This is a genomic window from Streptomyces turgidiscabies Car8 (assembly GCF_000331005.1).
Classification (GTDB): Bacteria; Actinomycetota; Actinomycetes; order Streptomycetales; family Streptomycetaceae; genus Streptomyces; species Streptomyces turgidiscabies.
The window spans coordinates 1-21,620 of the sequence record NZ_AEJB01000291.1; the positions used below are offsets into that span (position 1 = coordinate 1).

The window sequence follows — 21,620 nt, forward strand, 5'->3', positions numbered from 1 at the left end:
GCTCCCCCGGGTGCCCGAAGGTGGTCTGTGTCGTTCGCGGCGGCCGTCATGTGCTGGTCTCTGCCCCCAGCTTCACCAGCACATGACGGCCGTTTCCCCCGATCCCCAGGTGGAGTAGAGGCGTACGCGGACGAAGTAGTGGCGGCCCTTGACGAGCCGGACCCTCACATGGGCGTTGTGCGGAGTGCCGCCGTCGTCGTCGGCGGCCAGATAGCGGGGCTCGCCGTCGATCTCCTCGAAGACCGCGACGACCGTGTCGCTCTCCCCGAAGGTCCCCACGGTGTAGTCGCGGGTTTCCGGCGGCGCGATGCCGAAGTCGGCCTGCTCGCCCGCGCCGAGGCACAGGGGCGCCGACCTGAACGGCACCAGTTCGGCCGGCCTGCACGAGCCCGTCGGCGGATACCAGCGCAGCACGCATTCCTTGTCGGCCGGGGAAAGCGTCCCCGGAGGCCGCACGCCCGAGCGCAGCTGCTCCGGTTCCAGGATCAGCCCCGCCGAGAACGGGTACTGCATGATCGACAGCGGGTCCCAGACGGAGCCGTTCACCTCGTCCGGGTCGAGCTTGCGCAGGATGTTGGTGTTCGTCCTGTCACGGCCCCAGAAGTTCGGCGGCCCCGCCAGGTCGTCGTACACGGCCTCGTCGTCCCAGTGGATGCCGGCGAACGGGTTCTGGTGCTCGTGGAGCAGGCCCAGGGCGTGCCCGATCTCGTGCAGGGCCGTCGCGCGCTCCCCAAGCGCGGTCAGGTCCCAGCCGAAGTTCATCGTGCGCCGCCCCAGACCCACCGAGAGTGCGTCCCGCCCGACCGTGGAGTACGAACCGTCTCCGGTCTGGAAACCGATGCGCAGTTCTGCCTCCGAACGGTCGCGCACCTCGACGAACGACAGCCCGATCCCCAGGTCGAGCCACTCCCGGAAGCAGTCACGGACGATGTCGCGCTGTGCCTCGGCGCCGACCCATGACTCCCACCGGGTCTCCCCGGTCCCCGGCAGGGGGATGACCGAGCCGTCGTTGTCCCGGTCGAAGAAGTAGTAGTGGAGCACGGTGCCGTTCACCCACATCAGACGCCCCGAAAGGAGCGCACTGAGCCGCTCGGCCGGCAACCCCGGTGCGAACGTGGGGGCCGGCTGCTGCGGGAGTGAGCAGAACCGTGCGTTCATGGGGAACAGGTTGCAGCCCACGGCGGCCGGGCGCCTGAGTCGAGGGCTACTCAAGTCGCCCTGTATCAAAGCTGAGTAGCCCCGCTCTAGTTCACGTGACGACTTTCGAACGGGATGCCAGGACCCTCGAACCGCCCTGGCCTTTCACCGGCCGGGACGACGAACTGGAGCTGGTCCGCCGGTCGTTGGCGGGCGAACGGCGCGGCGTCGTGGTGACGGGTCCGGCCGGACACGGCAAGACCCGGCTCGTCACGGAGGCCGTCCGGGGCACCGACTGTGCGAAGGTGATCGGCACGCCCGAGACCCGGGACATCCCCTTCGCCGCGTTCGCCCACCTCCTCCCGGAGCAGGTCTCCCTGCATCGCGCGGTCCAACTCCTTTCAGGCGTAAGAACGTTGCTGGTCGACGACGCCCATCTGCTGGACGACTCCTCGGCCGCCCTGGTTCACCAGCTCGCGGTGCACGGCCGTACCCGGCTGCTCGTGGTGGCGACCGATGGCAGCACAGCGCCCGGCGCGGTGTCCCGGTTGTGGACCGGCGAGGTGCTGCCGCGTCTCGCCCTTGAGCCGCTGCCCCGCGAGGAGACCGCCCAGCTGATCACGGCCGGTGTCGGCGGCCCGGTCGAGCCGCTCACCGCCTGTCGACTGCACCACCTCTGCCAGGGCGACCTGCGGCTGCTGCGCGACCTGATCGGCGCGGTCCTCGAACGCGGCGAACTCGCTCTGGACACAGATGAGTTGAAATGGCGCGGCCCGGTTCCCGTGACCGCCGCGGTACGCGAGAGAGCCGGCCAGGCACTGAACCGTGCCTGCGCCGCGGAACGGGACGCCCTGGAACGCCTGGCGTTCAGCGAACCGCTCGCGCCGGCCCTCGCCGACCTGGACCTGGAAGCCCTCGAACGCCTCGAAGCCGACGGTCTGATCCGCGTCGACGCCCTGACCGAGGTCCGCCTCGCCCACCCCCTGCACGGCCCCGTCCTGCGCGCCTGCGCCGGCCGGCTCCGGGCCGGGCGGCTGTCCCGCACCCCGGCCGAATGCGTGGCGGCCCTGGAGGCCGAGCGCGCCGAACTGGCCGACCGGATCGAACGCACTGACGTCCAGGGCCCGGCCGGCCCCGTCGGGGACTGGCTGACGGCCGAGAACACGGGACCGCACCCCGCCGTACCGGTCGGCTACGCGACCGTCCGGGCCCGCTTCGCCCGACTGCGCGGCGAACTGCGCGAAGCACTGTCGTGGGCCCGGGAAGGCCTGCGCGGCGCCCCGGACGACCCGTCCTGCCGTACGGAACTGGCGCTCGCGGCAGCCCAGTCGAGCGAGGCGGCGACCGGGTCCCCCGAGCGCGCGACCCCCTGGCTGCGGGCGGCGCACGGCGACCTCGCCGGGGCACTGGAGTCGGCCACGGAACCCGAGGGCGGTGAGGGGGAGGCGTACGCCCTGTACGACGCCGTACGCCTCGGGGCTCCGCACCTGGTCGCCGACCGGCTCGCCAGACTGCCCGGCGCGGGCGCCGAACCCCTGGCCAGGCACGCCGACGCCCTCGTCCGCCAGGACGGCCCTGCGCTGGACCGCGCCGCCGAACTGCTCGAACGCCGGGGCCTGCTGCTCTTCGCGGCCGAGGCACACGCCCAGGCCGTCCCGGTGCACCGCGACCCGCGCGCCGCACGCAGATCCCGCTCCCGCGCGATGACCCTGGCCCGACGCTGCCAGGGTGCCCACACCCCGGCGCTCTCCGGCCTCGTCCTGGGCGAACTCACCGCACGCCAGCGCCAGATCGTCACCCTGGCGGCGACCGGCCTGAGCAACCGCCAGATCGCGGACCGCCTCACCCTCTCCATCCGCACGGTCGGAAACCACCTGTACAGCGCGTACACCAGACTCGGAGCGAGCGACCGGGCCGCCCTGCCCTGGCTACTGGAGGAGACTCCGGCCACGCAGCCCGCGTGACCGCCGTCAGCGACCGGGCGCTGCCTCGTGTGACGGCGGTCCGGGGGGCGGCTGTCGCGTGCTCGTCCATTCGAAGGGGCGAGCGGAAGCTGTTGGTCAGGCTGGGGACGACCTTGTTTCCGCGCGGCTCACGTGGTCTCCGTGAGGGGCCGGGTGCTGTCTTGTGTCGAGCGCCCGCCGTTTGCGGACGGGGACGGCAGTCGTCGGGCGAGTGGGAGCTGTTCGTCGGGTGGCGGGTGACCTTGTTCTGGGCGCGGCTCAGGTGGTCGCCGCGAGGGGGCGGGTGCTGCCCCGCACCGCGAGCCCCCTCCCGACCGGACACGCAGGCCGCTCGGCACGCTGAGCGCCTCGGCGTCCCGCGCGCAGCCTGTGTCATCGCTGTCGAGGGGCGGATGCCCAAGGCCGGCTCAGGCGGCGCCGAACGCCGAGAAGGCCCAGCCCGTCGCCTGGTGGGTGGCGTCGCCGGGGAGGGCTGCGCGGGCGTCGCGCAGGGCTTCGGCGAGGGAGAGGCCCACGCTGAGGCCCTTGTGCAGGGCCAGCATCAGCGGGACCACGGCCGCGTCGTTGACCGGGGCGCTGCTCGCCACCACGCCCGCCGTGCCCAGCGGGAGCAACGCCGTGACGAGACCGAGGAGTTCGTCCGCGCCGACGGTCGCGAGGCGGCCGGTGTCGCAGCTGGACAGGATGATCCGGTACGGGCTGCGGCCGAGGCGTTCGAAGTCGTGCACGATCAGCGGACCGTCGGCCATCCGCAGCGACGAGAAGAGTGGACTGTCCGCCCGGAAGGTGCCGTGCGCGGCGATATGGGCCAGCGCGGCCCCGTCCAGCGCCTCCAGCACCGCCGGAACCCGCGCGCCCTCGTGTTCGAGGACCGTCGGCCTGCCGTACCGGTCGACCAGGTCGGGCACCTCCGCCCCACCGCTCGCCAGCCCCGGCCCCCGGACGAGGACATGCCGGCCGCCAGTCGGGGGGCCGGTCTCCTGCGCGCGCAGCCAACTGCTCGCCGACGGGGACACACTGAGCACCCGCTCGCGGAGAGAGGGCAGCAGGGCCCACGGCACCCGGTGCAGCCTGCCCGGCGGGACCACGACCACCGGACCGGAGCCCAGATGCGGCACAGCCGCGCCCAGCAGCAGCTCCTCAAGCCGGCGCCCCGACGCCTCCAGCACCGGCAGCCTGCCCTCCGCCCCCGGATGCGCGAGCCGCCGCAGTCCGGCCTGGACATGCTCCGCCTCCGTCACCGCGTCCGCGAGCAGCCCCGCCTCGAAGCGCCGCACCCGCCCCTCGCCGCACAGCAGCACCTGCACCCGGCCGTCGACGACGGCGATCTCGATCAACCGCCCGCCGCCGCCCAGGTGTTCGAGCAGCCGACCGGGGTCGAAGCTGCGCCCGCTGCCGGGAGACTCCCCGCTGATGTGGAGGGTGCGGGAGCGTACCTCCCGTTCCAGGCGCCGCTGTTCACGCTCCAGCGCGGGAACCGGACGGCCGTCGATCCGGGCCTCCTCCGCACGGGCGGCGATCTCCCGGAAAGCGGTGAGGCTCTGGACGAGCGCCGGATCGTCGGGCGGCCGGGCGGGCGGCGCCGACAGGACCGTCGCCCGCCACCGCTCGCTCCACACCAGCAGCCGCCGCGGCCCGCCGGACACCAGGGTCGCCCGCTGAGCCAAGGCCGCCAGTTCGGCACCCTGAGCCGTCGCCCGGGCCCGCAGCTCCGAGGCGCCGAGCGTCATCCGGTGGTCGTCCAGGACGGCGAGCCCGCGCCGACACGCCTCCAGCACGCCGCGCCCCGACCCGGCCGCCTCCGCGCGCAGCGCCTGCGCCGCCCACCCCGTCATCCGCGCCAGCGGCGGACCCACGCGCCGGCTGCGGGCGGCCACCTTCAGATGCTTCTCCGCGTCCTCGGTCCAGCCCAGCTTGAGCGCGATCCGGCCCGCCAGCAGCGACGCCTCGGGCGCGGCCGGCGACCCGAAGGCGGCGAGCCGGTCGGCCACCGCGGCCGCGTCCGCGACGAGCCGGCCCGACGTCCGCCCGGTCGCGACCCGCGCCTCCAGCAGCACCAGCCGGGCGTGCGCCTCCCACCAACTGCGCCGCTGCCCGGCGAACAGCCGTACGGCCACCGCCGCGCGGGCGATCGCGGTGTGCGGATCGTCCGCCAGCCGGGCGGCCTTCGCGGCGGTCAGCAGCAGCTCCGCCTTGCGGGTGCTCTGCCCGCCGATGCCGTCGAGCACGGAGAGCGCCGCGTCGGCCTCCGCGACCGCCTCCGGCACCAGCCCGGCCGCCATCAGCACCTCGCAGCGCCGGATGTAGAACACGAAGATCGGCGTACCCAGCCGGTCGTACCGCTCGGCCGCCTCGTCGAACAGGCGCAGCGCCGCCGGAATGTCGCCCGCCCGGTAGGCGGCCAGCGCCCGGCTCTCGACGACGTCGGCCTTGTCGTGCTCCTGGCCGGTGGTGTCCCACATCTGCTCGGCGGCAGTGAAGTCGGCGTCGGCCCGCTCGGGTCGGCCGAGCGCCAGATGCACGGTCGCCCGCAGCGTCAGCGCCCGCGCCGTCCAGATGGTGTCGTCCGCCTGCCGCAGCACGGGAATGGCCCGCCGTACGTCCTCCAGGGCCTCGCGATGATGCCCCAGCACCCACCAGGCGTACGCCCGCCGGTACAGCACGCGCGCGCGTGTATGACCCGTACCCCGGTCGACGCCCTGCTCGAAGGCCTCCAGGCCCTGCCGGGTACGGCCCGCGTGGACCAGCGCCACGCCGAGTGTGCCGAGGACGTCCGCCTCACGTTCCGCCGACCCGGCGTCCGCCGCGAGGTCGCGGGCGCGCCGCAGATGACGCAGGGCGACACGCATGTCGCCGAAGTCCCGCTGCCACATACCGATCACCTGATGGGCGACGGAGGCGTGCAACGGCGTCGGATCGCTGCCGAGGACGTTCTCCGCGCGCGCGAGGGCGTCCTTGGGACGCGCGAACACCATGGGCAGTAGTTCGAGAACCGTGTCGCTTCCCGCTGTCACCCAACGGATGGTAGTGCTCCGCGCCCCGCGTCACACAGGTTTGGCCATGGATAACCCGCTGTCCATCGCTGAACGATCCCTGTATCAAGAAACGTGCCGCGACCCCTGTATCACGCGGCCGCCGGACGGCTCTTCATTGTGGCAACAGGGGATCGGCTCAAGGGGGAGGACATTCCATGGCACCTCAGCGTTTCCAGGAGCAGTTCGACCAGATCCAGCGCTCCATGCCCGGCGTAGAACTGGCGATGGGGCCCGACGACGCCGCCGAGTTCATCTACGAGAAGGGTGTCGTCCTCGCCCGCGACGGCGAGGAGGCGCGGATCGTCGAGGACACCGTGCGCGCGCACTTCACTACCTTCGCCGGCCTGGCCGCCGACGACGTGCGCCGCGCGAGCCCGCAGACCAACCGGTCGGGCATCACCCGGATCCAGGTCGGCGACCCGGCCCAGGGCGGCCGGCACGGCGACCGCGCGGTGGCGGGCGCGCTGCGCGCGCTCAGGGAGACGGAGGGCAACGCGGGGCGGCGCCTGGTCAGCCGTAACCACGTCGTGCACATCGCCCCCGTCAACGCCTGTCCCGGCGACGAGCCCGTGCCCGTCCCGTACTCCGCCGGGCCCAACCCCGCGGTGGCGGAGAGCGGTTACGACGCGGACAGCGCCGTCGGCGTCCTGGTCATCGACACCGGCCTCATGAACGACTACGCGTCCTACGCGGCCATGGCGCACGTCCAGGGCGACGCCCAGCTCGACGAGTGCGACACGAACGGCGTGCTCCAGCAGTACGCGGGGCACGGCACGTTCATCTCGGGGCTCGTCGCGGCCGTCGCCCCCAACACGAACATCGTCTCCCGCAACACCCTCAACGACGCCGGCGCGATCCTGGAGTCCGAGTTCGGCGACAAACTCTTCGAGGCCGTCGAGCGCGACGGCTGGCCGGCCATCATCAGCCTCTCCGCCGGCACGTCGAACGGCAGCACGGAAGGCCTGCTCGGCCTCACCGCGTTCATGGAGGCCCTGCGCGAGCAGCCGCGCACCCTGCTGGTCGCCGCCGCCGGCAACAACGCCAGCGCCACCCCCTTCTGGCCCGCCGCCTACGCCGACAAGCCCGAGTACGCCCAGTCCGTGATCTCCGTCGGCGCCCTCCGCAGCGACGGCGAGTTCGGCGCCTGCTTCAGCAACCACGGCGCGTGGGTGAAGGTCTACGCCCCCGGCGAGCGTCTCACCGGCGCCCTCACCGGCTTCGAGACACCGGTGCCGTACATCTACCAGCACAGCACGTACGCCACCTGCCGCCACCACTTCACCTACGCCTGCACCTGTCAGGCCCCCGAGCACCTCGGTGTGCTCTCGGGGGACTCCGGGACCGCCTCGGGCACCCCGGACCAGGTGATGTTCGAGGGGTTCGCCCAGTGGAGCGGCACCTCGTTCGCCACCCCGGTGGTCGCCGCGATGATCGCCGCCCACATGACCGCCCACAAGGAGGCCGACCCGCGCGTCGCCCGGCAGCAACTCCTCGCGGCGAACACCGAGTTCGCCGAGGTCCGGGGCGCGGTCGTACCCGCGCTGATCCCGCCCACCTGGAGCCCGGTGCCGGTCGTGAACATCCCGTCCGCCCCATGAGGTCAACAGGCCTCCGTACAAGGACAAATCGAGTGAGGACCATGCGTAGGACGAGTGGAGCACCCCCTTCCACGGCGTACGATGACTGGCCGTACACGAGGGGTGGGGACGTGGACCGAGCTGCGGTCGGCGCGTTGGTCCAGTCCGCCGTCGACGGCGACGCGGCGGGCTGGAAGGCGCTGGTGGAGGGACTGAGCCCGTTGGTGTGGTCGGTGGCGCGCGCCCACCGGCTGTCCGACGCCGACGCGCACGAGGTGTACTCCACCGTCTGGTTCCGCTTCGCCCAGCATCTGGGCCGGATCCGGGAACCGGAGAAGGCGGGCTCCTGGCTCGCCAGCACGGCCCGGCACGAGTGCCTCAAGGTCATCAAGAGCACCCAGCGGATGACACCGACGGACGACGCCCAGCTGCTCGACCGGATCAGTGACGACCGTACGCCCGAACAGTGGGTGATCCAGTCCGAGGAGGCCTCCGCCGAGGCGGAGCGCGTCCGGAGGTTATGGCAGGAGTTCGAGGAACTCGGCGCCCGCTGCAGGCAGTTGCTGCGCATCCTGATGTCGACGCCGCCACCGAGCTACCAGGAGATCTCCGCCGGCCTCGGTATCGCCGTCGGCAGTATCGGCCCCCTGCGTCAGCGGTGCCTGCGCCGGCTGCGTGTACGACTGGCCGCTCGGGGGGTGCTGTGAACAACGCACACGACGGCGAAAGCCTGCCCGAGGACCCCGAGGGCTTCGACGACGACACCGACGACCTGCCGGAGTTCGAGGGCGACGACTCGCTGGACAACGACCTTCTGGAAGAGACACTGCGCCAGGCCGCCGCCGTCATGGACCCGGTCCCGGCGCAGCTCCAGCAGACCGCGGTCGAGGCCTACGCCCTGTACGCGCTCGACAGCCGGCTGGCGGAGCTGACCTTCGACTCGCTCGTCCACGGCATCCCCGTCAGAGGCGCCATGGACCCGCCCCGCATGCTGACCTTCCACACGGACGAACTGACCGTCGACATCGAGGTGAGCGCACACGGCCTGATGGGCCAGGTGCTGCCGCCGCAGGAGGCCAGCATCGAGGTGCTGAGCGGTCCGCAGCTCACCTCGCCGCCCGTCCTCACCGCCGACGACATGGGCCGCTTCACCAGCGACCTGCACGTCACCGGTCCCTTCGCGCTCCGGCTGCGGACGGACGCGGAGGTCGTCACGACGGAGTGGCTGCGCGTCTGACCCGGCGCACGCCGGCCCGTCATGACGATCGGCCCCGGGACGAGGGTCCCGGGGCCGATCGGTACATCTTGAACTCGCGTGCGCATCCGCGCCCCTAAAGGGGCGCGGGGAACCGTGCGACCAGCCCCCACGGGCCGGCTGCCGACAAACAGTCCTAGACCAGCGTCGCCAACGCCGAGTTCCACGTGGCCGACGGACGCATGACCGTCTTCGCCTTCTCCACGTCCGGCTGGTAGTACCCACCGATGTCCGCGGGGTTGCCCTGGACGGCGATCAGCTCGGCGACGATCGCCTCCGCGTTCGCGGTGAGCGTCTCGGCGAACGAGGCGAACGCCTTCGCCAGATCGGCGTCCTCCGTCTGCGCCGCCAGCTCCTGCGCCCAGTACAGGGACAGGAAGAAGTGGCTGCCACGGTTGTCGATGCCGCCGACACGGCGGGTCGGCGACTTGTCCTCGTTGAGGAAGGTCGCCGTCGCGCGGTCGAGGGTGTCGGCGAGCACCTGGGCGCGCGCGTTGCCCGTGGTCGTGGCGAGGTGCTCGAAGCTGGCCGCCAGCGCGAAGAACTCACCCAGGCTGTCCCAGCGCAGGTAGTTCTCCTTGACGAGCTGCTGGACGTGCTTCGGCGCGGAACCGCCGGCGCCCGTCTCGAACAGACCGCCGCCCGCCATCAGCGGGACGACCGACAGCATCTTGGCGCTGGTGCCCAGCTCCAGGATCGGGAACAGGTCGGTCAGGTAGTCGCGCAGCACGTTGCCGGTGACGGAGATCGTGTTCTCGCCGCGCCGGATGCGCTCCACCGACAGCTTGGTCGCCTCGACCGGGTTCAGGACGCGGATGTCCAGGCCCTCGGTGTCGTGCTCCGGCAGGTACGCGTCGACCTTGGCGATCAGGTTGGCGTCGTGTGCGCGGGTCTCGTCCAGCCAGAACACCGCCGGGTCGCCGGTGGCGCGGGCGCGGGTGACGGCCAGCTTCACCCAGTCCCTGATCGGGGCGTCCTTGGTCTGGCAGGCGCGGAAGATGTCACCGGCGGCGACGGACTGCTCGATCACCACGTTGCCGGCCTGGTCGACGAGGCGGACCGTACCGGCGGCCGGGATCTCGAAGGTCTTGTCGTGGCTGCCGTACTCCTCGGCCTTCTGCGCCATCAGACCGACGTTCGGGACCGAGCCCATGGTCGACGGGTCGTAGGCGCCGTTGGCGCGGCAGTCGTCGATCGCGACCTGGTAGACGCCGGCGTACGACGAGTCCGGCAGGACCGCGAGGGTGTCGGCCTCCTGGCCGTCCGGGCCCCACATGTGGCCGGAGGTGCGGATCATGGCCGGCATCGAGGCGTCGACGATGACGTCGGACGGGACGTGCAGGTTGGTGATGCCCTTGTCGGAGTCGACCATGGCGAGCGCCGGGCCCTCGGCCAGCTCGGCGTCGAAGGACGCCTTGATCTCGGCACCCTCGGGCAGCGACTCGAGGCCCTTGTAGAGGCCGCCGAGCCCGTCGTTCGGGGACAGGCCGGCCGCGGCGAGGGTCTCGCCGTACCGGGCGAACGTCTTCGGGAAGAAGGCGCGCACGACGTGGCCGAAGATGATCGGGTCCGAGACCTTCATCATCGTGGCCTTGAGGTGCACGGAGAACAGCACACCCTCGGCCTTGGCGCGGGCGATCTGCGCGGTGAGGAACTCGCGCAGCGCGGCGACGTGCAGGACGGAGGCGTCGACGACCTCGTCCGCGAGGACCGGTACGGACTCGCGCAGGACGCTGGTCGAGCCGTCCTCGCCCACCAGCTCGATACGCAGCGAACCGGCCTCGGAGATCACGACGGACTTCTCGGTGGAGCGGAAGTCGTTCTCGCCCATCGTCGCCACGTTGGTCTTGGACTCGGAGGTCCAGGCGCCCATGCGGTGCGGGTGGGTCTTGGCGTAGTTCTTCACCGAGGCGGGGGCACGGCGGTCGGAGTTGCCCTCGCGCAGCACCGGGTTCACGGCGGAACCCTTGATCTTGTCGTACCGGGCGCGGATGTCGCGCTCCTCGTCCGACTTCGGGTCGTCCGGGTAGTCCGGCAGCGCGTAGCCCTGGCTCTGCAGCTCGGCGACGGCAGCCTTGAGCTGCGGGATCGACGCCGACACGTTCGGCAGCTTGATGATGTTCGCCTCGGGCGTCTTCGCCAGCTCACCGAGCTCGGAGAGGGCGTCCGCGATGCGCTGGCCCTCTTCCAGGAACTCCGGGAAGACGGCGATGATGCGCCCGGCCAGCGAGATGTCCCGGGTCTCGACGTTCACCCCGGCCTGCGAGGCGTACGCCTGGATCACGGGCAGGAACGAGTGCGTCGCCAGTGCGGGCGCCTCGTCAGTGTGCGTGTAAATGATGGTCGAGTCAGTCACCGGGTGCTCCGCTCCACGTCTGCAACATTGCTCGACATCAAGATATCTCAGAGCCCGGTGCGGAAGTCGCTCGGGATCTCTTCGGACATCGATGCAACCGACTTCGCCGATCTTGTGGTCTAGGGGATAGACCCGCACACCTGATCGACAGCCGGACGTGACCACCCGGCTGCCAGAGCGAAAGCGACCCATGAGATATCGCACCAGACTGACGGCCCCCGCGGCAGCCCTGCTCGGCACGGCCGCGGCCACCACCCTGGCACCCGCGGCCCACGCGGCGTCCCGGGGAACATCCGGGGCGACCTCGGGGGAGGACGCCGCCCCGGGCCCCGAGACCCTCGGGGACCCCGTCTACCCGAGTCTGGGCAACGACGGCTACCGCGTCGCCGCCTACCACCTCGACCTCGCCTACGACGCCACGACCAAGCTGGTCGAGGGCGAGGCGACCCTGCGCATCCGCACCACCCAGGCACTGACCCGCCTCTCCCTCGACGCCCTCGGCCTGGACATCCGCTCCGTCCGCGTCGGCGGCCGTGCGGCCACGTACGAGCAGGTGGACGAGAAGCTGCGCATCACACCCGCCAGGACGCTCCCGGCGCAGACCTCGACGACGGTCTGCGTCGAGTACGGCGCCGACCCGCGCCGTGCCCTGACCCACACCGCCTGGGTACCCACCCCCGACGGCTTCGCGGTGTGCCCGCAGCCCAACTCGGCGCACACCGTCTTCCCGTGCAACGACCACCCGGTCGACAAGGCCGACTTCACGTGCCGGATCACCGTGCCGAACGGTCTGCGCGGCGTCGCCAGTGGCGCGCTCGTGCGCACGGAGAGCCTCACGGGTGACCGGACCGCGTACACCTACCGCTCGGGCTCGCCGATCGCGACCGAGCTTGTGCAGATCACCGTCGGCGACTACGTGGTGAAGGACCGGCAGGGCCCGCACGGGCTGGCGCTGCGGGACGTCGTCCCGGTCGCGCGCGCCGCGGCCCTCGAACCGGCGCTTGCGCTCACCCCGGGCCTGGTGGCCTGGCTCGAACAGCGGCTCGGCGCCTACCCGTTCGAGACGTACGGTCTGCTGCCGTGCAACTCCGACGACCCGGCCGCCTTCGACTTCACCGGCCTGGAGACGCAGACCCTCACGCTGTACAAGCCGAACTACCTTCTCCAGGAGGAGAAGTTCATCGGCTCGCACATGATGCACGAGCTGGTCCACTCCTACTTCGGCAACAGCGTCAGCCCCGGCACCTGGGCCGACCTCTGGCTCAACGAGGGCCATGCCGACTTCTACGGACTGCTCTACCGCTACGAGCGCGGCTGGACCGACTCCCTCGGTCTGACCACCATGGAAGCGCGTATGAAGAACACGTACGCGCGCGGCGACCAGTGGCGCCGCACCTCCGGGCCGGTCGCGGCGCCGAACGAGGCCAACCTCTTCGACAGCCAGCGCTACCTGGGTGGCGTCCTCGTCCTCTACGCGCTGCGCGAGTTCGTCGGCGAGGCCACCTTCAGCTCGATCGAGCGCACCTTCCTCGACCGCTACCGCAACGCCTCGGCGACGACCGAGAACTACATCTCGGTCGCCTCCGAGATCGCCGGCCAGGACCTCTCCGGCTTCCTGCGGGACTGGCTGTACGGCACGACGACACCGCGGATGCCCAATCACCCGGACTGGACGGTCACCCCGGTGACCACGTCACTGCTCGCGCCGAAGAACCGTACGGCCGGCCATCACGACAACTCCGCGACGCTCTGATCCCGACCTCGGCATCTGAGCACCGAGCCTGACGGCTGAGACGTGCGTCTCATCTGTCGAGCAGGGCGGACGCCGGTCCGCCCTGCTCCAGGCCGAACCCGAGGTCGGGGTCGCCGTGGCCGCCGCGCTGCTGCGGAATGACCACCGCGCCCTGCTGCAGGGCGACCGTCCGCGCGGGCGCCGGGATGCTGATGCCCTCCGCCCGGTAACGCCGGTGCAGGCGCTTGATGAACTCGTGCTTGATCCGGAACTGGTCGCTGAACTCGCCGACCCCCAGGATCACCGTGAACCCGATCCGCGAGTCGCCGAAGGTGTGGAACCGCACCAGCGGCTCGTGCTCCGGGACGGCGCCGGTGATCTCCGTCATCACCTCGGTCACGACCTCGCAGGTGACCCGCTCGACCTGCTCCAGGTCGCTGTCGTAGGCGACGCCGACCTGGACCAGGATCGTCAGCATCTGCTCGGGGCGGTTGAAGTTGGTCATGTTGGTCCCGGCGAGCTGCCCGTTCGGGATGATGACCAGGTTGTTGGAGAGCTGGCGGATCGTCGTCTGGCGCCAGTTGATGTCGACGACGTATCCCTCCTCGCCGCTGCTCAGCTTGATGTAGTCACCGGGCTGGACGGTCTTCGAGGCGAGGATGTGGATGCCCGCGAAGAGGTTCGCCAGGGTGTCCTGCAGGGCGAGCGCGACGGCCAGACCGCCGACTCCCAGGGCGGTGAGCATCGGCGCTATCGAGACGCCCAGCGTCTGCAGCACGACCAGGAAGCCCAGGGCCAGGATGACGACCCTGATGATGTTGACGAAGATCGTCGCCGAGCCGGCCACCGCCGACCGGGACTGGGTGACGGTGCGCACCAGCGTGCTGACCACTCTCGCGGTCGTCAGCGTGGTGACGGCGATCAGCAGCACGGTCAGCGTCTGGTTGACGTTGTGCCCGACCGTCTTCGTCAGCGGCAGCGCGGCGGCAGCTGCCGCCGCGCCCCCGGTGAACGCCGACCACGGCACCACCGTGCGCAGCGCGTCCACGATGACGTCGTCGCCGCTCCAGCGGGTGCGGTCCGCGTGCCTGCCCAGCCAGCGCAGCAGCATGCGCAGCAGGAAGGCGGTCAGCAGGCCGACGGCGAGGGCGATGCCCGCGACGACCAGATCGTCCACGGTGAGTTCTCGCTTCACCGCTCACCTCCGAGGAGTGGTTCCGCGGCGCCCCGCGCCACCGACGGCCGGATGTGAAGTCTCGTCACTTGCCACCTGTTCGAATGTGCGAAAAGTTCTGGATGCGCGATCAGTCGCCGGACGTCTGTGCGACGTCCGGCGACCGCTCATCCTGCCGCATCCGGTCGACCGATCGTCACCGAGCAGTGGCAAACCCGCCATTGAGCAGCTCAGACGGGGAGCGCGTCGCAGACGTCCGCCGGGTGCACCTCCCACGCGGGGAAGGGGTCCTCGTACGCCATGTGAGCCAAGTCCGCTGCGTCCACGGCCAGTTCCTCCTCCGTCAACAGGCAGCGTGACAGTGCCAGTCGCAGTGTCTGGCGGCGCAGGTCGGTGCCGATGAACACCAACTCCTGCCCCTGTACGGGGGATTCGTCACCCGGGGAGTCACCCGTCGCGATCGGCTCGAAGCGGGCCACCGAGCCGGCCTGGGACCACAGGCCCGTGGTGCCGGGGCGGGAGGCGAGGGTGAAGAAGCCCTTGGAGCGCAGCACCTGGCCGTAGTCGCCCGCGTCGAGCGGGCCGTTGAGCAGGTCCCAGAGGCGGCCGGGATGGAAGGGGCGCGGGTCGCGCAGCACGAGCGAGGAGATGCCGTACTCCTCCGTCTCCGGCACGTGGTCGCCGTTCAGCTCGGCGACCCAGCCCGGCGCCTGCTCCGCCTTCTCCAGGTCGAACAGGCCCGTGCCGAGGAGTTCGGCGGGGTCGATCGTGCCGCGGACGGTGCGGTGGACCCGGGCGGCCGGGTTGAGGCGCCGCAGGGTCGCCTCCAGGCGGTCGGACTCCTCCTCGGGGACCAGGTCGGTCTTGTTGAGGAGGATGACGTCGGCGAACTCGATCTGGTCGACGAGGAGATCACTCACCGTGCGCTCGTCGCCCTCGACCGGCGTGATCCCGCGCTCCAGCAGATCGTCGCCGCGGTCCAGCTCCGGCAGGAAGTTCACCGCGTCGACGACCGTGACCATGGTGTCGAGACGGGAGACGTCCAGCAGACTCGCCCCGTCGTCGCGGGCGAAGGCGAAGGTGGCGGCGACGGGCATGGGCTCGGAGATTCCGGAGCTCTCGATGAGCAGATAGTCGAAGCGGCCCGCACGCGCCAGCTTCTCGACCTCCTCCAGGAGGTCGTCCCGGAGGGTGCAGCAGATGCAGCCGTTGGTCATCTCCACCAGCCGCTCCTCCGTACGGGAGAGGGCGCCGCCGTCCCGGACGAGGGACGCGTCGATGTTGATCTCGCTCATGTCGTTCACGATGACCGCGACCCGCAGTCCCTGCCGGTTGCCGAGAACGTGGTTGAGCAGTGTCGTCTTTCCGGCGCCGAGGAACCCGGAGAGCACGGTCACGGGCAGGCGCGGGTCGGGTGAGGTGGTGGGCATGCGTCCGCACGCTAGCTTATTGGAAACCATTTTCACAAGCGGCTTCCGGATGCCTCCCGAGGCGGTCCTCAGATCACCTTGAGCCGTACCAGCGCCCCCAGCGTCAACGCCCCCGGCAGCAGCGGCACCCAGACGGTGATGATCCGGAACGCGAGCACCACCGCCGTGGCGACGGCCACCGGCCCGCCCACCGCGACCAGGGCCACGATCAGCGCCGCCTCGACGGAGCCGATACCGCCGGGCGTGGGGATCAGCGCGACGGCGACCGTCGCGGCGAGGTACGCGAGCGCCATGTGCCAGGCCGGAACCGGCAGCCCCATCGCCGTGCCCACCGCCGTCAGCCCGGCGGCCTGCAGCGCCGGGAACGCCAGCGAACCACCCCACAGCGCCAGCGCCCTGGCCGGCCGCGTGTGCACGGACCGGGCCTCGCCGAGCGCCGTGCGCAGAAAGGAGAGGACGGTCGTGCGCAACCGCCGTACGCACACCAACGCGCCCGCCGCAGCCGACAGCACCACACAGACGCCGATGACCAGCGGACCGAGCGCCGTGGCGGGAACGACGCTCCCGAGCCGCAGGGCGTGCGGGAACGCGATCAGCAGCGCGGCCAGCAGACCCAGCCGGCCGACGACCTCGGCCAGCAGACAGAGGGCGAGCGCCGCCGAGGAACGGGCCGGCGGCAGGCCGCACACCCTCATGAACCGCAGGTTGACCGCGCTCGCGCCGAGCCCCGTCGGCAGCAGCTGGTTCGCCGATCCCGCAGCGAACTGCGTGGCGAGCAGCCGCAGCAAGGGCAGCCGCTCGACGACCGCTCCCTGCCGGCTCACGGCGGCCGCCACCCAGGTCAGACAGGTCGCGCAGGCCGCGGCCAGCAGCCAGGGCCACCGGGCCCCCGCCAGCTGGCCGAAGCCCTCGGCGAGCACCTGCCGATGGCGCACCGCGACCACGGCGACGAGCAGGAGCGGGAGCAGGCACAGGACCTGCCGTACCGGTACGCGTCGGTGCCGGGCCGGGGGAGAGAGAACGGCTGTCACAACCGGAGAGGTTCTCCGTACCGCACCAACACCGGGTTGCGGACGCACGGCCACCGGCCGACGCGCCGGGCAACGGCACGAGGTCCGTCCCCCGTCCCGGATGCCTTCGTTGACCTCAAGGTTGCTTGAGGTCGTACGGTCACTGCATGAGTATGGAGACCACAGCCTGGATGCAGCTGCACAGCGTCATGAACGCCCAGCAGGACAGGCGCCCCTTCGCCCGCGCGACCCTGCGCCGCATCGCGGAGTTCGCGCGCCCGCACCGCCGTCGCATCACCCGCTTCGTCGTTCTCAGCGTGCTCACCGCGCTGCTCGCCGTGGCGACCCCCGTCCTCGCCGGCCGCGTCGTCGACACCATCGTGTCGGGCGGCGACGAGAGCACGGTCATCCGGCTCGCCCTGCTCATCGCGGTCATCGCGGTCGCCGAGGCGGCCCTCGGGATCGTCGGGCGCTGGCTCTCGTCGACGCTCGGGGAAGGGCTGATCCTCGACCTGCGGACGGCCGTGTTCGATCATGTGCAGCGCATGCCGGTCGCGTTCTTCACCCGGACCCGTACGGGAGCACTGGTCTCCCGCCTGAACAACGACGTCATCGGCGCGCAGCGCGCGTTCAGCAACACCTTGTCCGGTGTGGTGAGCAACCTGGTCACGCTGGTGCTCACGCTCGCCGTGATGCTCACCCTGTCCTGGCAGATCACCCTGCTCGCACTGGTGCTGCTGCCGGTGTTCGTCGTCCCCGCCCGGCGGATGGGCAGCCGGATGGCCAGGCTGCAGCGTGAGGCCGCCGACCTCAACGCGTCGATGGGGACCCGGATGACCGAGCGTTTCTCGGCCCCCGGCGCCACCCTCGTCAAGCTCTTCGGCCGGCCCGACGAGGAGTCCGCCCAGTTCGAGGCCCGCGCCCGCCGGGTACGGGACATCGGCGTACGGACGGCCCTCGCACAGTCGGTCTTCATCACCGCCCTCACCCTGGTGTCGGCCCTCGCGCTCGCCCTGGTCTACGGGCTCGGCGGCTGGTTCGCGCTGCGCGGCAGCCTGGAACCGGGCTCGGTCGTCGCGCTCGCCCTGCTCCTCACCCGTATGTACGCGCCGCTCACGTCGCTCGCAGGGGCGCGCGTCGAGGTGATGAGCGCCCTCGTGAGCTTCGAGCGCGTCTTCGAGGTGCTCGACCTGAAGCCCCTCATCGAGGAGAAACCGGACGCCCGTGAGGCCCCCGAGGGCCCGGTCGCGGTCGAGTTCGACAACGTCCGCTTCGCCTACCCCGCCGCCGACCGTGTCTCCCTCGCCTCCCTGGAGGAGGTCGCCGCCCTGGACACCCGAGGCGGCACGGAGGTCCTGCACGGAGTGAGCTTCCGCGCCGAACCCGGCCAGACGATCGCCCTCGTGGGTTCCTCCGGCGCCGGAAAGTCGACCATCGGACAACTCCTGCCCCGTCTGTACGACACCGACGAGGGCGCCGTACGCATCGGCGGCGTCGACGTCCGCGACCTGAGCGCCGCCTCCCTGCGCGCCACCCTCGGCATGGTCACCCAGGACGGCCACCTCTTCCACGACACCGTGCGCGCCAACCTGGTGCTGGCCCGCCCCACGGCGACGGACGACGAACTGTGGGAGGCGCTGACCCGGGCCCGCCTCGACGAACTGGTCCGCGACCTGCCCGACGGCCTGGACACGGTGGTCGGCGAACGCGGCTACCGCCTCTCCGGCGGCGAACGCCAGCGCATGACCATCGCCCGGCTGCTGCTGGCCCGCCAGCGCGTCGTCATCCTCGACGAGGCGACGGCCCACCTCGACAACACCTCCGAGGCGGCGGTCCAGGAGGCTCTGACGGAGGCACTGGCCGACCGCACGGCCGTGGTGATCGCCCACCGTCTCTCCACGATCCGCACGGCCGACCTGATCCTCGTGATCGAGGCCGGCCAGATCCTGGAACGCGGCACGCACGACGAACTGCTGGCTCTGGAGGGCCGGTACGCGGAGCTGTACCGGACACAGTTCACGCAGCGGTCCGGGGAGCAGGCGGAGGTGACGGAGGCCGCGTAGGTGTGGGGCAGGAGGGAGCGGGGGAGCCGGGGGGACCGGCCGGCGGAGAAGGTGCGGGGACGTCCGCGGTCTCTGCGGGTCGGCCCCTCCTGCCGCTGCGGCAGACGCGGTTGCCGGTAGCACGGCCCGGCCCCCGGCATCTCTGATTCTCCTCAGAGGTCCAGCAGATCCTGTGTCAGCACCGGCAGGCCCCTCTCGAAGGAGCGGTTCGCCGCCAGACCGGTGACCAGGGAACGGGCACCGTCGGCCGCGTCCGCCGCGCGGTGCAGGGGGTCCTTGACCCGCGTGCCGAACAGATCGTCGAGCATGCGGGCGTCGCCACCCCCGTGCCCGCCCTCACCGGTGGCGACCCCGATCGCCCGCGACTCCTCCCAGAAGCGGCGCAGCGTCAACTCGGTACGGCCTGCGGTGTCCTCGGCCTCCGCGCCGTGCAGCACGGGATCGGAGCTGGTCACCCGGAGGTGGCGGCGGGTCCACGTCGACTCCTCCACCAGCAGCTCCAGCCGCCCTTCGCTGCCGTTGAAGGCGATCCGGTACCCCTCCCAGGGTGCGTACGCCGTCAGGTGGTACGTCAGTGTCGCGCCGGTCGCGTAGCGCACCAGGACCGCCATGTCGTCCTCGATGGTCACGCCGGGGCCGAACACGTTCTGGTCGCGGTGGTAGCCGTCCTCCGCCTCCGCGTCCAGGTACAGCGCGCTGAGCACCGGCGAGTCCTCCAGATGTAGGGCGAAGGGGTCGTCCCGGGCTGCGGGGGAGCCGTGGGCGCGGGTGTAGTCCCGGGCGAGTTTTCCGGCGCCGGCCGGCCTCGTCGCCGTAGAAGAAGAGGCCTCCCTGCGCGAAGACGGTCTGAGGCCGGGAGCCGAGCCACCAGTTGACCAGGTCGAAGTGGTGGGTGGCCTTGTGGACCATGAGGCCACCGGAGTCGGCCTTGTCGCGGTGCCAGCGCCGGGAAGTAGTCGGCGCCGTGGCGCAGATCGAGCAGCCACTCGAAGTGCACCGAGCCGACCTCGCCGATCTCCCCGGCCGCGAGCAGTTCCCGTACGGCCGAATGCACCGGGTTGTAACGGTAGTTGAACGCCACCCGCACCTCGCGGCCGGTGCGCCGGACGGCGTCCAGGATGCGCCGGGCCCGGTCGGCGTCGGTCGTCATCGGCTTCTCGGTGACCACGTCGCAGCCCGCCTCCAGGGCGCGCACGATGTAGTCGTCGTGGGTGCGGTCCACGGAGCAGACCACGACGAGGCCGATCCGTTCGCGGCGCAGCAACACGTCGAAGTCCTCGGCGGCGTACGCCGGTACGGGAGCCCGGCCCGGGGCGGCGTCCGCCAGCCAGCCGTTGTGGACCGCCATCCGGTGGGAGTTGACGTCGCAGAAGCCGGCCAGCTCGAACCGGTCCGCGTAGGGACCGGCCAGAGCCTGGGTGAACAGCCGGGCGCGGGCGCCCAGACCGACCACTGCGACGCGGCGGCGTGCGATGTCGGAGGACATGCTGTCTCCATCCGGTGGGGAGAACGGCTCGGTGCGGAGAACGACGTGTACCGCTCGGCCTCCCAGTCTGCCCGGCGCTCGACGCCGCACGCCGCTGCCGGACTTGGGGGATGGGGCGGGGATCGTCGACGCGTGGGCGCCTCTCGCATTCGCGGACGCGGTGCGTGAGGCGCTCACGTGTGCAGGGCGTCCGCCGCTTCCGGTGGACCCGCGTCAGCACGCCGGAAGGTGGCCGAAGCGGTCGGAGTGCCCCCTCGGCTTGTCAGGAAATGGCCGCGCGTGCGGTGCAGCCGACGGTGGCCGAGGGGGTGCTGGCCGTTGTCGGGGTGGTGGCTATGAAGCCGAAGGTGGCGCTCGCACCAGGGGCCAGGGTGCCGTTCCAGGCCGCGTTGGTGACGGTGGCGCTGCCGTCGGCGGCCGTGGTGAGGCTGCCGTTCCAGAGCTGGGTGAGGCGTGCGCCCGTTGCGGGTACGACGGTCGCGGTCCAGCCCGAGACGGGGGAGGCGGACGCGTTGGTGACCGTCACCTCGCCCTGGTAACCCCCCTGCCAGGAGGAGACGGCCCGGAAGGTGGCTGTGCAGGCGGGCTCTTCGCCGCCCGGGTCACCGGGGTCACCGGGATCGCCCTTGACGAGGAGTGCGCTCAGGGCCGGGTACCAGCGTGCGGCGATCTTCTGGTTGCCGGGGTCGGAGGGGTGCACGCCGTCATAGGTGTCCGTGGCGGTGTTGAAGCCCGTCCACTGGTCGACGACCGTCACGGGGGAGCGGCTGGTGCTCGTCGTGCGGGCCCAGTCGGGGATCCGCGCGTTGAAGTCGACGACGCGCTGGGCACAGCCCGTGCAGTTGTCGGGGTTCAACGGGATCAACTGGGCGACGAGGATCTTCATGTCCGGGTTGGACGCCCGCATCTGCTGCACCAGCGTGGTGTAGGCGGCGAGGACGCGGTCCGGGGTGAAACTGCTCCACACGTCGTTCGTGCCGAAGTGCATGACAACGATGTCGGGTCGGGTCGCGGAGAGACGGGCCGGAAGCAGGTTCTGGTCCGCCACGGCGGTCACCTGTTCGCCGCCGTGCCCCTCGTTGTCACCGTCGTGCGCCTGGGCGCAGCCCTGCTGGTTGAGGGTGCCGACGAAGTCGATGTTCGTGTATCCGGCGCTCTGCAGGCTGTTCCACAGCATGGCCCGCCAGCAGCCCGGCGAGCCGGTGATCGAGTCGCCCAGCGGCATGATGCGGACGGCCGCCGCAGCGGCGGGTGCCGTGGTGTCGGCCGCCGTGGTGCCGGGTGCCGCCGTGGCAGTGGGTGCGAGGGCCACGCCGAGGGACAGCAGGAGCGTGGCCAGCAAGATCCGTAAGGGGGGCAGATGGCGCGTACTACGCATGGTGATCCCTTCCCTGGCTGTGT

13 protein-coding genes and 1 pseudogene are annotated in these 21,620 nt (G+C 71.4%); 6 read left to right on the plus strand and 8 right to left on the minus strand.

Going from position 1 to position 21,620, the window contains the following annotated elements:
• Positions 1–72: 72 nt before the first annotated feature.
• Positions 73–1,158, minus strand: coding sequence for a beta-glucuronidase AbsR1 (absR1, locus tag STRTUCAR8_RS19325; RefSeq protein ID WP_044472479.1), 1,086 nt, complete (start codon positions 1,156–1,158; stop codon positions 73–75).
• A 95-nt stretch (positions 1,159–1,253) separates the two neighbouring features.
• Between absR1 and STRTUCAR8_RS19330 the strand changes: the two genes are divergently transcribed.
• On the plus strand, positions 1,254–3,101 hold the full coding sequence (locus STRTUCAR8_RS19330; RefSeq protein ID WP_006377530.1) for a LuxR family transcriptional regulator AbsR2: 1,848 nt from the start codon (positions 1,254–1,256) through the stop codon (positions 3,099–3,101).
• A 407-nt stretch (positions 3,102–3,508) separates the two neighbouring features.
• Here STRTUCAR8_RS19330 and STRTUCAR8_RS19335 read toward each other — a convergent pair whose 3' ends face one another.
• The gene (locus STRTUCAR8_RS19335; protein ID WP_044472476.1) at positions 3,509–6,076 is read right to left on the minus strand and encodes a CHAT domain-containing protein; all 2,568 of its coding nucleotides are present in this window, start codon (positions 6,074–6,076) and stop codon (positions 3,509–3,511) included.
• A 215-nt stretch (positions 6,077–6,291) separates the two neighbouring features.
• Here STRTUCAR8_RS19335 and STRTUCAR8_RS19340 point away from each other — a divergent pair, with 215 nt between their 5' ends.
• Genes STRTUCAR8_RS19340 through STRTUCAR8_RS19350 form a run of 3 tightly spaced genes read left to right on the plus strand, consistent with a single transcriptional unit; the run spans position 6,292 to position 8,950 of the window.
• Complete coding sequence (locus tag STRTUCAR8_RS19340) at positions 6,292–7,734, plus strand: S8/S53 family peptidase (protein ID WP_006377535.1); 1,443 nt, start codon at positions 6,292–6,294, stop codon at positions 7,732–7,734.
• A 41-nt stretch (positions 7,735–7,775) separates the two neighbouring features.
• On the plus strand, positions 7,776–8,420 hold the full coding sequence (locus STRTUCAR8_RS19345) for an RNA polymerase sigma factor (RefSeq protein WP_078507241.1): 645 nt from the start codon (positions 7,776–7,778) through the stop codon (positions 8,418–8,420).
• Complete coding sequence (locus STRTUCAR8_RS19350) at positions 8,417–8,950, plus strand: hypothetical protein (RefSeq protein WP_006377529.1); 534 nt, start codon at positions 8,417–8,419, stop codon at positions 8,948–8,950. The genes STRTUCAR8_RS19345 and STRTUCAR8_RS19350 overlap by 4 nt, the downstream gene beginning before the upstream one ends.
• 154 nt (positions 8,951–9,104) lie before the next feature.
• Here the strand turns inward: STRTUCAR8_RS19350 and STRTUCAR8_RS19355 are convergent, their stop codons facing one another.
• Complete coding sequence (locus tag STRTUCAR8_RS19355; protein WP_006377541.1) at positions 9,105–11,324, minus strand: NADP-dependent isocitrate dehydrogenase; 2,220 nt, start codon at positions 11,322–11,324, stop codon at positions 9,105–9,107.
• Positions 11,325–11,514: 190 nt separating this feature from the next.
• On the opposite strand from STRTUCAR8_RS19355, the gene STRTUCAR8_RS19360 reads away from it, so the two are divergent.
• The gene (locus STRTUCAR8_RS19360; RefSeq protein WP_006377528.1) at positions 11,515–13,077 is read left to right on the plus strand and encodes a M1 family metallopeptidase; all 1,563 of its coding nucleotides are present in this window, start codon (positions 11,515–11,517) and stop codon (positions 13,075–13,077) included.
• A gap of 49 nt (positions 13,078–13,126) precedes the next feature.
• Here STRTUCAR8_RS19360 and STRTUCAR8_RS19365 read toward each other — a convergent pair whose 3' ends face one another.
• The 3 genes from STRTUCAR8_RS19365 to STRTUCAR8_RS19375 form a co-directional block, all read right to left on the minus strand.
• On the minus strand, positions 13,127–14,251 hold the full coding sequence (locus STRTUCAR8_RS19365) for a mechanosensitive ion channel family protein (protein ID WP_006377527.1): 1,125 nt from the start codon (positions 14,249–14,251) through the stop codon (positions 13,127–13,129).
• A gap of 209 nt (positions 14,252–14,460) precedes the next feature.
• Positions 14,461–15,660, minus strand: a complete 1,200-nt coding sequence (locus STRTUCAR8_RS19370) for a GTP-binding protein (RefSeq protein WP_006377525.1) — start codon at positions 15,658–15,660, stop codon at positions 14,461–14,463.
• A gap of 68 nt (positions 15,661–15,728) precedes the next feature.
• Positions 15,729–16,691: a lysylphosphatidylglycerol synthase transmembrane domain-containing protein gene (locus STRTUCAR8_RS19375; RefSeq protein WP_006377534.1), complete on the minus strand. Its 963-nt coding sequence runs from the start codon at positions 16,689–16,691 to the stop codon at positions 15,729–15,731.
• A gap of 152 nt (positions 16,692–16,843) precedes the next feature.
• Between STRTUCAR8_RS19375 and STRTUCAR8_RS19380 the strand changes: the two genes are divergently transcribed.
• Positions 16,844–18,733 carry an ABC transporter ATP-binding protein gene (locus STRTUCAR8_RS19380; RefSeq protein ID WP_179200549.1) on the plus strand — a complete coding sequence of 630 codons (1,890 nt, stop codon included), beginning with the start codon at positions 16,844–16,846 and terminating at the stop codon, positions 18,731–18,733.
• A gap of 152 nt (positions 18,734–18,885) precedes the next feature.
• Here the strand turns inward: STRTUCAR8_RS19380 and STRTUCAR8_RS19385 are convergent.
• Positions 18,886–20,219 (minus strand): annotated as a pseudogene (locus STRTUCAR8_RS19385) (Gfo/Idh/MocA family protein).
• Positions 20,220–20,481: 262 nt separating this feature from the next.
• Positions 20,482–21,597 carry a GDSL-type esterase/lipase family protein gene (locus STRTUCAR8_RS19390; RefSeq protein ID WP_006377533.1) on the minus strand — a complete coding sequence of 372 codons (1,116 nt, stop codon included), beginning with the start codon at positions 21,595–21,597 and terminating at the stop codon, positions 20,482–20,484.
• Positions 21,598–21,620: the final 23 nt, after the last annotated feature.